This is a genomic window from Crocinitomicaceae bacterium, assembly GCA_016708105.1.
GTDB lineage: Bacteria > Bacteroidota > Bacteroidia > Flavobacteriales_D > Crocinitomicaceae > JADJGJ01.
This window is the reverse complement of record JADJGJ010000001.1, coordinates 572462-584330: the sequence shown is the minus strand read 5'-3', so window position 1 is coordinate 584330 and position 11869 is coordinate 572462. Positions and strand designations below refer to the sequence as shown.

Below are 11869 nucleotides of genomic sequence, written 5' to 3'. Positions count from 1 at the left end.
TACAAACAAGTCTGACCTTTCTATTATCATTTCAGTTGTCATGCCGTATTAATTTTTTGATTCTGCTTTCTTCTGGATATAGGCAATCAAATCAAGCAGATGTTCATTACTCATTTTCTCTAATGTATATTGAGGCATATATTGTTTGCGCCCGCTCATAGCATACGTGCCGTAACGTGTAATATGTGAAATGGAAAACGAATTGTATTGGTACATTTTTCTATCTAAAAAACGAAATGATAATGCCGAGGTATCCAAATCAAAATTGGTAATACCACGCTCAGGTGAATGACAATGTAGACATCCATATTCATAAATATATTCAGCATTTTTCATGTTAGCTTGATATCCATCAATCACCGGAATTTCAGAAGTGCCAAATGTTGCATCATTGGTCTCAATATATTTTGAATGAATAATTTCTCTCGCCAAAACATGATCATGTAATATGGCTTTTTTCAATAAATCAATTTCTGTTGGTTTAAATACCAAATCTGCAATTTTATATTCAAGCTCTTTAAAATAATGTAAAATACAACGCACCTCAACACTATCCAATAATCTGCCTTGAGAACATGCTGTTGCACACAACTGAATTGCTTGATAAAGCGTGTCTCTGGCAGGTATTACCAATTCTCCGTACTTCTTTTGATAATCACCATTATACCAGCTCTCTTTATTATACATTCCGTAAAAACTTGAAGCAGGAAGAAAAGGAATCTTATTTTGTATTCCGTACTCAATCACCGCTTGAGGAGATTCATCAGCAGGATCAGCAGATTGCATCACCTGATTATGACAATCAGTACACACAAAATATTTAGATATTCGTTTATTTGATCCGTCAGAAAATTTACCGAACCTGATAAGTTCTTCACCCAGACGAGCTGAATCTGCATCAATCCGCGCTATGTAATGCAGAGGTTTCGGTTCTCCAAGTTCAATTAAAATCTCTGAAACGCTGATATCGCCGTGATTTTTTGATTCATTCACGCTTGATTGGTAGGAAGAGACTGCGCCCAAATCTTTTTTTACACACGCATAAAAAGTAAGGGATAGGCAACTTACAAACAGGCAATGGAATAAAAATTTGTTCATTAAGCGGGGATAGTTCGATAAATATATGAAATTTTGTAGTGATGAATGATTTGCTCAGCACCCCAATTGAATATCTGAAAGGCGTAGGTCCTCAGCGTGGTGCTGTATTGCGCAAAGAAGCTCAGATATTTACCTTTGGTGATTTGCTCAACTATTTTCCTTTTCGCTATGTTGACAAAACTAAATTCCAGAAAATTTCAGATATCGGATTGGTTGAAGGATATGTTCAACTCAAAGGGCGCATCACCCATATCAAAGAGGTAACCACCGGACGCCTAAAAAGGCTTGAGGCAAGGTTTGATGATGGCTCAGGTTCTCTTGACCTAGTATGGTTTAAAGGTGGTAAATGGATCAAACCGAAATTAATCAGCTTACCTGAATTAATTGTTTACGGTAAACCAAAACAATATGGCGCACGCATCAACATTGCACACCCTGAGATGGAAATTCTTACGAATCAATCACCGCCACCATCAGGTTTGCAGGCTGTTTACCACTCGGGTGAAAAATTACAGTCACTTGGATTTACCTCAAAGGGATTTGAACATATCATGGCGCAACTACTGCCTCAAATTCAAAATCAGATAGAAGAATTTCTGCCACAACAATTGGTAGGTGAACTGGGCTTGTTAAGTCGTGAACAAGCCTACTTGCAAATCCATGCGCCTTCAAATTTTGAACTTGCAAAACGTGCGCAGTTCAGAATGAAGTTTGAAGAATTATTTCTGCTTCAACTTGAATTATTAATTAGAAAACAAATTACACAGAAAAAAATAAAAGGCATACGCATGCAAAAAGTAGGTGATGTTTTTAATGATTTTTTTCATAAGCATCTCCCCTATCAACTTACGGGTGCACAAAAAAAAGTGATTCGCGAAATACGTGAAGACATGGCAAGCGGCATCCACATGAACCGACTATTGCAAGGGGATGTAGGTAGCGGTAAAACATTGGTGGCATTAATGGTTATGTTGATAGCAGTAGACAACGGGCACCAGGCGTGCATCATGGCTCCTACTGAAATTTTGGCTACTCAACATTACAATACCTTGTGTGAATTTGTGAAAGACATGCACGTGAATATTGAACTGCTGACCGGTTCAACCAAACAAGGGCAACGCAAAAGCATTCACGCAAGATTAAAAAGTGGTGAAATTAATATTCTGGTTGGTACGCATGCCTTACTTGAAAAAGTAGTTGAATACAAAGATTTGGGTGTTGCTATTATTGATGAACAACATCGGTTTGGTGTAGCGCAACGTTCAAAATTGTGGACAAAAAACACCTTACCTCCGCATGTATTGGTAATGACTGCAACGCCTATTCCACGTACACTTGCACTTACGTTTTATGGTGATTTGGATATTTCTGTCATTGATGAAATGCCACCCGGAAGAAAACCTGTACACACGTCACACCGCTTTGAATCAGCACGCCTAAAGGTGTTTAAATTCATGGAGGAAGAAATTGCAAAAGGCCGTCAGATTTATGTAGTCTATCCACTCATTCAAGAATCAGAAAAAATGGATTACCAAAACCTGATGGATGGATATGACTCCATTGTTCGCAGGTTTCCTTTGCCAAATTATCGGGTAAGCATTGTACACGGACAACTCAAACCCGAAGTGAAGGATTATGAGATGCAACAATTTGTGAAAGGAATTACCAATATCATGGTTGCAACTACGGTGATAGAAGTTGGCGTAAATGTTCCTAACGCAAGCGTGATGATCATTGAAAGTGCTGAAAAATTTGGACTGTCACAGCTGCATCAATTGCGCGGCAGAGTTGGACGCGGCGCTGATCAATCTTATTGCATTTTAATGACCGGTTATAAATTAGGGGCAGATGCAAAAGCTCGTCTTGAAACCATGTGTGAAACAAACGATGGTTTTAAAATTGCTGAAACTGATTTGCGCCTGCGCGGTCCCGGTGATATCATGGGAACTCAGCAAAGTGGTTTGCTCAATTTGAAATTATCTGATCTTTCACGTGATGCACAAATAGTTTCACTTGCCAGAGAAAAAGCACGACAGCTGCTTGATGAGGATCCGACATTTGAAAAAATTGAACATCGTTTCATTGTGAGAGAATTGAAAAAAATTCTCAAAGAAAAACCTAATTGGTCAAGGATTAGTTAGATCCAATCAACTACCTCAATTTTCTACCTTGGATTCTATTTCATTTTTTCTATCTTTAATAAAAATACCAGTTATGATATCAAAATTAATCTGCGCATTCAGTACCCTGTTGATTTGTTTTCAAATTTCAATTGCACAAGAAAAATTTTACACCTGCATAAATGAAAAAGGAGAACGTATGTTCAGCATCAAAGTCAGCACTGTGTATAGTTATTCTGACGGCATGGCACAAGTCAGTCAATCTGTGCTGGATGGTCAAAAATCATTCTACCGCTGGGGTTATTTGGATGATAAAGGAAATCTTGCCATACCTTGCAAATATGAGCGTGCAACAGATTTTGCATTTGGAGTTGCCTGGGTAATGGAACCGGGCACCAATGTCTATCATCTCATCAATAAAAAAGGTGAGCGATTGTCTGATCAAACCTGGGGACAAGTTGGATATTTTTTAGAAGGATTTTGCAGCGTATTTGATGCAGAAGGTAAAATGGGATTTGTGAATAGAAAAGGTGAATTGATTGTTCCATGCAAATACACCGGAGATGCTTTCAATGAAGGCCTTGCCTGTGTGATGCCTTATGAAGGTACTACGGCAAATTACGGTTTCATTGATACTACGGGTGCAGTGGTTATTCCGTTTCAATTCAATCAAGCCGGAACCTCTTCATTTCAACATGGAGAATGTAGGGTGCAAATTAATGGCGTAACCTGTTTGATCAATAAAAAAGGTGAAGTGATTTTCAAACCAACGCTTACAAAAAATTGCATGGGTTTCAGCAACGGACTTAGTGCATCTTATACCAATTCAAGTAATAGAACCGGTTGGGGTTATTATAACCGGAATAATGTTTGGGTAATTAAACCGCAATTTGATAACGGCACTGATTTTGAGAATGGACTTGCCATAGTTGAAAAAGCAGGTAAATACGGTGTGATTGACACACTTGGAAATTTTATTATTCCCATGGAATACGCCAGCATTTTTGGTTCAGGTAATACCGGTTTTTTTGGTTGTGAAAAAGAAGAGAACGGAGACAAAATATATTTCAATATCAAGGGAGAAAGCTTTGCAAAAATTCCGGTAAAATATGTTGTTGATGCTAATGGGTCACCTTATTTTCCATATACCTCACCTGATGGATTATGCGGATTTTTAAATGCAGATGGCACAGTTTATATTGAGGCGCGATACAAACAGGTAAGTGCATTTTCAGAAGGCAAATCATGGATAAAAGAAAACGTCACAGACCTGCCAATTGCCACAGGATTTTCTGAACAAAATTTTGCCAAAGAATATCAGATTGGTGACAAAGCAACTTGTCAAAAAAATAAGTCAGGTCAATACCTGCCGGTAACCATTGAGCAGGTTACTGAACATTATTACCTGGTAAAATACAGCGATGGAAACACCGCTTGGGTGGTTTATAATCAGTTGAAGCGTTGATTATTTAAACCTGTTGTAAAGAGATGTTTTCAGTCAGAAATTTTTTACAACTTTTTATAATCATTTTTTTTCTTGCACCAGTTTGTGATGCACAGGAAAATATTGGAATTAAATTTTTTGGTTTAAGTATTCATCCAAAGGGTGAAAAAGAAAACGCCTTTCTGATGCCAAATAAGTTAGATCCGTTAGCCTATTTTGTAATGAATTTTGGAGCAGAATTCATGTATGAAAAATACATTTTCAAAGACTTGATTTCAGTTAAAATTATTCAGGCTTTTTATGCAGATTGTGCAGAAAGGTTAGGAGGCTTTAGTCATGTTGGTTTGCGTGCAAAAATTTTCAAACGAGGAAAACATGGCTTATACGGTGGCTTGGGGCCAACTCTGGTTTTTCGCCGCAATTGGCTACAATTGGAAGGTTATCAAAATCAAAATCGTTTCAAAGGATCAGTTGATGATAAATACCAACATCTTTTTATTTGGTATGGTGGCGAATTTGAATATAAATACGAGTTAGGACAAGCTTTGAATTTCACCGTTTCCTTTGTTCCCGGATATCCAGACTTGATGAGTTTGTCTTTTGGACTGGATTACAGATTTGAGAAGTAAGATTTTGTATCCTGAAAATGGGTATTAATTATTATCCAACTTCATCAACAAATAATCCAGAAACTCCTGTTTAACGGCTGGGTCTTTGAATTTGCCTCCAAACTCACCTGTTACGGTGCTGCTTTGAATATCACGGATACCGCGTGAATTTACGCAGAGGTGTTTTGCATCAATGACACAAGCCACATCTTCAGTTCCCAGATATTTTTGCAGATGTTTTACAATTTGAATGGTCATGCGCTCTTGCACCTGCGGACGTTTAGCATAATAATCTACAATGCGGTTCATTTTTGAAAGACCAATCACATGACCATTGGAAAAATAGGCCACATGGGCTTTGCCAACAATAGGTAAAAAATGATGCTCGCATGTTGAATAGACCGTGATGTCTTTTTCAACCAACATCTCAGTGTAGTTATACTTATTATCAAAATCAGATGAGGTGGGTGCTTTTTTTGGATCAAGGCCACCAAAAATTTCTTTGACAAACATTTTTGCAACCCTACGCGGCGTGCCTTTGAGGCTGTCATCCGTGAGGTCAAGACCAAGCGTATGCATGATCTCAGCAAATTTTTCCTCAATGAGTTTAATTTTCTGATCATCAGGTAAGGCAAATGCATCAGGACGCATTGGTGTATCACCGCTTGCTGAAAAATGTCGTTCGTCTTGTTCGTCTGTCTGTTGAAAGGTGCTGTCCATTACCGTTTTCATAAAGAGTGCCAAATTTAGTAAGATAATCACAAATAATTACAACAACTGTTTCTCTGTTACTTCAGATATCTTTCACAATGCAATTGTACCTTTAGTTAACTCATGCCTCCAAGCAAGATTTTATATATGCTTCAGAAGGTTTTTGTCCCACCGTGGTAAAATCAATTGTGCGCTGTTTGTTCGACTTAAATAACATAGGTGGCTTGCAATTGTTCATCAAAAGTCATAAAAGTTTCAGGTTTGTCAGAATGACGGTTGAATTTCTTACCTTTGGCGACCAAATCTCAAATTAGCGTGGCAAAAAAGAAAGCAAATATCAAAGAAGCCCTTCACAAAGCTTGTCTTGTGTATGCTGAAAAGCGCATTGAAACCGCCTCGGTAGCTTATAAAATGGCACAGGAATCTGCAAATGAAGAAACCAAAAACACTTCAGGTGAAGATGACAATAGCAAAGCAATGTTGCAAATTGAAGCAGAGCAACAGGCCAAACATGTGGCAGAAGCACGCAAACTCAAAGAAGAAATGTTGAGAATTGATCCGGCTGTTAGCAATAATCAAGTGTCACCGGGTAGTTTGGTTACTACTGATTTGGGTATCTATTATATCGGAATTTCTGCCGGTAAAATTGATCTGGAGAAAAAAAGTTATTTCGCCATTTCAATGTCTGCTCCAATTGCACAAGCGCTGAAAGGAAAAAAAATCGGTGAAAAAGTTTCATTCAACGGAAAAGTGATTCAGGTGCTGGATGTTGAATAAGATGAAGTGCCAGTGTTTAAACTCCAGCTTCATTATTTTTATCCCAATTTTTATCTTTATTTCTAAACACGTTAGAAATGAAATTCCATATCAAACTTTAGGAATGGATTTCATCATTTGAGAATGAAGCCGATAGAAAAAATATTTAACTAAGTGAGTTGCACGTAATATCCACTCTGTAGGCGCAGGTCGCGGCCTGTGCATGCGAATTCAGCGTTCTAAGGCTGCTCTCAATTTACTCGCCTGTTCAAAAATAAATTCTCTAGAAATTTGTTCAGTCAATGGCACAGAACCTAATTTTTTTAATCCGGAAAGTTTGCAGATAATTGATTCTGTTTCATCATTTGGTTCACCGTTAAAAATAATTCCCTTTACCTGAATATTTCTCTTTTGAATTGCCTCAATACTTAACAAGGTATGATTGATACTGCCCAAATAATTTTTTGATATAAGAATAATTTCTGCTCCAAATTTTTTGGCCAAATCAATCACAAAATCACCCTGATGATTAAGCGGAACGAGTAATCCACCGGCACCCTCAATGATTAAATTATTTTTTGTGTCAGGCAAGATGAAATCACGCAGATGAATTTCTATTCCATCTGATTTTGCTGCGGCATGCGGTGACATAGGAGCATTCAGTATGTATTTTTCAGCATGAAATTTTGAACTTGAATTGGTAATTAAATCACGCACGCACATTGTATCAGTAAACTCTAAACTGCCCGCCTGAACCGGTTTCCAGTAATCAGCATGCAAGGCTTCAACCAATATAGCAGCACAAATTGTTTTGCCAATATCTGTTCCTATTCCGCCGACAAAATATCTTTTCATGATTACTTGTTTGATTCCTGCAAGATGACTGAAATTAATCCGCTTATTTCTTCTTTTGAATTATAACTGTGTAAACATATTCTGATTCGCTCATGCCCGGCAGGTACAGTTGGTGACAATATTGCCTTCACTGCAAAACCTGAGTTTAAAATTTTTTCTGCCAGTGCGCGCGCTTGTTTGTTGCCCGGTATAATCAAACTTTGAATGGCTGATTCACTATTGATACAATTAAGATGATATTGATTGATAAGTGATCTGAAAAATTGAATATTTTCAAAAAGTTTGTTCCGTTCCTGATCCATTGTTGCAACCCGGTTTACAACAAATTCAATTCGCTCTTGCGCATGCAACGACAATGCTGTGGTATAAATAAATGGTCGTGAAAAATTGATGAGATAATTTCTCAAATCATTCGCCCCTAATAAAATTGCACCATGACTGCCGTATGCTTTACCAAAAGTGATGAGTTTACAAAAGACAAACTGATCCAATTTTTTTTCAGTTACCAAGCCGCTTCCACCTTTTCCAAAAACTCCACCGGCATGAGCTTCATCTACTATCAAATAGGCGTTGTATGCTTGTGAAATTTCCGTTAGTAAATCCAAGGGTGCCTGATCACCATCCATAGAATACACAGATTCTACTGCGATGTAAACAGAACCTTCAGCATGTTTTATTTTTTCTTTCAGACTAGTCATATCATTATGCCTGAATGAAAATGATTTTGCCAAACTAAGTCTTATGCCATCGCGAATTGAAGCATGAATCAACTCATCATATAAAACGGTATCTCCTTTTTGCGGCACGCAAGAAAAAAAACCAAGGTTAGCATCATAACCTGAGTTAAAAATCAATCCACTTTCGTGTCCGTAAAAATTAGCCAGATACGTTTCAAGTCGTTCGGTAAATTTTGTATTGCCTGAAATTAATCGTGAACCTGTACTGCCGAATTGCAAATTCCCTTCAAACGGCAACCTGGCAACACCCAAATAATCATTTGAAAAAAAATCAACTTTGTTTCCCTGAATCACTAATTCACGATAAGCATCCTGCTCTTTTCGTTGTCTTAGTTTTGATATTATAGATTCAGGTAATTTCACAGATCTGGTAAATGTTTGCGGCTTCTAATTTAATAAATATTGCTGCCATTTCATGTAGAAACAAATCAGCACTCGGGTGTATAGTTAAAACGATTTTATCTAAGTGTGCATTATTATTCATACCTTAGAATTCTCAGAAAGCGAAAGTATGATTAAAAAATTGACCCTCGGAATAGCGATTTCGTTGACCGGAATAGCTACATTTTCACAAGTAATCATCAACGAAGGATGTAATAAAAATTACAGTGTTTTAGTTGATGAAGACGGAGAATTTGAAGATTGGATTGAACTATATAATGCTGGTTCAACCACCCTTGATTTGTATAATTATTCTCTTACCGATAATTTATCAGAACCTACTAAATGGTTATTGCCTCATTTGATCATGAATCCGGGAGATTATGAAATCATTTACTGCAGCAGCAAAGATCGTTATGCCTCACCGGGTTTTGTAACGGTATTAAATACCGGAGCATTCACACCAACCACCGGATGGAACACACATAACTTTACCACACCTTTTTATTGGGATGGCACTTCAAGTATTGTAGTAAATATTTGTTCATACAGCAGCACCGGATATATTACCAACAGTGTATTTAATCAATCAACTACACCCTACCAGTCAACTACTTTTGCATTCAATGACGGCAGCCCTGCATCATGCTCTGCAACAACCGGTAATACAGCAGCACTCAGACCTAACATGTTGCTCAACGGAATGCAAATTGGAACCGGCACGATACAAAATTCTCCGTATGATTACCCTGCACCTTATGGAAACTGGTATTGGAGCTCTCGCACACAAATGATCATTCCTGCATCTGAACTAACTGCTGCCGGACTAACAGCAGGCAATATTACTTCTCTCGCTTTTGATGTGGTTTCTACCGATCCGGTGCTATATGATTATATTGAAATTAGCATGAAGGCAGTGCCTGATACAGAAATGACCAATGATTTTTTTCCACTTTCAGGAAATTTAAATCACGCCAATTTTAGTATTGATGGTGACGGAGAAACTATTTTTCTAATGACACCGGGTCTGTCAGTGATGAGTAATTTAACCGTACACACAGAAGGTTATGATGATAGTTATGGTTGTTTCCCAGATGCATCCATAACTAAAAAAATATTTGGAACTCCTACTCCAAACGCCAGCAACAATGGATCATCTACCTATAATGGATATTTGAATTCACCAGTATTCTCAGTTAATTCAGGCTTCTTCTCTACTCCATTCACTGTCTCCATTACCAATCCAAATGCATTGCCATCAACGGTGCGTTACACAACAGATGGAAGTGAACCAACCGGAACATCAACGGTGTATAGCGGGGGCGGAATACCCATCACAGCTACTACCGTTTTGAGAGCCCGTGTTTTTGACAGCGACAGTTTACCAAGTGCTGTTACTTCGGCATCATATTTTTTTGGAGTCAATCATATTACGCCTATTATTTCAGTTATCACCGATGATGCAAATTTGTATGGTGCAAATGGAATGTTTGATAATTGGTGGGAAGATTGGCTGAGACCTGCACATGTTGAATATTTTGATTCTATGTCAACTCATCCGCTGGTATTTTCACAACATACAGGTATCATGATTGACGGCGGTGCTGGCGGTTCACGCTCTCAACCACAACACTCATTCAGGGTTGAATGGACGAATGGTGTTTTGGGTGATGAACCTATTGTGCATGGAGTAATTCCTGACCGCGCAGGCAGAACAGAATACAACACATTTTATTTACGCAACGGATCAAATCAATATCTCACTTTACCCTATAAAGATGCCTCACAAGTTAAAATGATGTGCAGCGGTTTGAATGCATATTATTCTACTTGGCGTCCGGTTTCTGTTTATATCAATGGGGATTATTTTGGCTTATATGAACTGCGTGAAAAATATGATGCGCAGATGTTTGAATTTCAAGATACCGCTGACCCTTCAACCATTGAAATTGTCGGCCTCAGTTATTGGTATAATTTAATTCTCCGCGCTACGGAAGGTGATGTCAATAATTTCTGGAATTCATACGATCAGTTTCTTACTATTGATCCAGCATCACCTACTTTTTGGGATGAGGCTGACGTGCATTTTGATATGGAACATTATGTTGATTATATCATTGGTGAATCATGGATGGGCAACGTTGATTGGCCGCAGAATAATATCAAAGCCTACCGTGCAGACGCCACAAATTATGCATGGCGTTTTTGTACCATTGATCTTGAACTTTCACTTCAACCGAACGGATGGACCGATTGCTATTCTGATATGATTGGATACATGATGGGGCAATCTACCGGTATTCCATATATTAATATCTGGCTGCAGGGAATTCAAAATGATCAATTCAAAAATTATTTCATCAATCGTTATGCAGATGTGATGAACACGGCTTATCAAACTGATCGTCTGCTTGCAATTGAACAAGGTATTTTTGATCAAGTATATCCTGAGATGTCAAATGAATTTGCAAGATGGGGAGATTGGTGGGATGTGCCAGGAGAAATGCTGGATTTTTATAATGATCATATCACATTTCAAAATGAATTAGCTTGTCGTGGACAACAAGTGCGTGATGATATTCAGTCTGGTTTTAGCTTGCCGCAACAAGTTGATGTGACGCTTGATGTGTATCCTGCTGGAGCAGGTAAAATACAAATCAGCACTATTACTCCTGATACCTATCCGTGGAATGGAATTTATTTTGACGGGGTGCCTATTCAGGTTGAAGCTATTCACAATTTCGGTTGGCTTTTTGATCATTGGGGAACGGATGCACTAATTATTGATCCGTTGAACGATACTTTTTTGGATACACTAACTAATGCAACAGTAAATTTCACAGCCTATTTTGTTGTTGATATGAGCGCTGTGAATGGCACTGATCATGAAAACTTTATGATTTATCCGTCACCGGCACAACATGAACTCTACCTGGTTTGCCAAAACGGAGCATCTATCCAAAACGCAACGTATCAAATAGTAGACATGAATGGAAGTACGGTATCTACCGGCGTGCTGAGCAATGGTGACCACAAACAAATTATTGATGTCAGTATGCTGCAATCAGGTATTTATTTTGTCAGATTAACAAATGAAAATGAATACATCAACTTGCGGTTTGTGAAGCATTAAGTTGTTGAAATTATATAATTTTGATA

General features: G+C 38.0%; 9 protein-coding genes. 5 read left to right on the top strand and 4 right to left on the bottom strand.

The window, feature by feature from the left end; translation table 11 throughout:
• Positions 1–48 precede the first annotated feature (48 nt).
• A complete protein-coding gene (locus tag IPH66_02395; GenBank protein ID MBK7128202.1) occupies positions 49–1098 on the bottom strand; it encodes a hypothetical protein in 1050 nt (349 codons plus the stop codon).
• Positions 1099–1139: 41 nt separating this feature from the next.
• On the opposite strand from IPH66_02395, the gene recG reads away from it, so the two are divergent.
• From recG to IPH66_02380, 3 genes are all read left to right on the top strand, one after another.
• On the top strand, positions 1140–3239 hold the full coding sequence (gene recG / locus IPH66_02390) for an ATP-dependent DNA helicase RecG (protein ID MBK7128201.1): 2100 nt from the start codon (positions 1140–1142) through the stop codon (positions 3237–3239).
• 73 nt (positions 3240–3312) lie between these two features.
• Entirely contained in the window at positions 3313–4683 is a 1371-nt protein-coding gene (locus IPH66_02385) for a WG repeat-containing protein (GenBank protein MBK7128200.1), read from the top strand.
• A 23-nt stretch (positions 4684–4706) separates the two neighbouring features.
• Positions 4707–5291, top strand: coding sequence for a hypothetical protein (locus IPH66_02380; protein ID MBK7128199.1), 585 nt, complete (start codon positions 4707–4709; stop codon positions 5289–5291).
• 24 nt (positions 5292–5315) lie between these two features.
• Here the strand turns inward: IPH66_02380 and folE are convergent, their stop codons facing one another.
• Positions 5316–6002 carry a GTP cyclohydrolase I FolE gene (gene folE / locus IPH66_02375; protein MBK7128198.1) on the bottom strand — a complete coding sequence of 229 codons (687 nt, stop codon included), beginning with the start codon at positions 6000–6002 and terminating at the stop codon, positions 5316–5318.
• 294 nt (positions 6003–6296) lie between these two features.
• On the opposite strand from folE, the gene IPH66_02370 reads away from it, so the two are divergent.
• A complete protein-coding gene (locus IPH66_02370; GenBank protein MBK7128197.1) occupies positions 6297–6758 on the top strand; it encodes a 3-oxoacyl-ACP synthase in 462 nt (153 codons plus the stop codon).
• A 210-nt stretch (positions 6759–6968) separates the two neighbouring features.
• On the opposite strand, the gene bioD is transcribed toward IPH66_02370, so the two are convergent.
• Both bioD and IPH66_02360 read right to left on the bottom strand, forming a co-directional pair.
• Entirely contained in the window at positions 6969–7592 is a 624-nt protein-coding gene (gene bioD / locus IPH66_02365) for a dethiobiotin synthase (protein ID MBK7128196.1), read from the bottom strand.
• A 2-nt stretch (positions 7593–7594) separates the two neighbouring features.
• A complete protein-coding gene (locus tag IPH66_02360; protein MBK7128195.1) occupies positions 7595–8692 on the bottom strand; it encodes an aminotransferase class I/II-fold pyridoxal phosphate-dependent enzyme in 1098 nt (365 codons plus the stop codon).
• Between the two features lie 148 nt (positions 8693–8840).
• Between IPH66_02360 and IPH66_02355 the strand changes: the two genes are divergently transcribed.
• A complete protein-coding gene (locus IPH66_02355) occupies positions 8841–11843 on the top strand; it encodes a CotH kinase family protein (GenBank protein ID MBK7128194.1) in 3003 nt (1000 codons plus the stop codon).
• Positions 11844–11869: the final 26 nt, after the last annotated feature.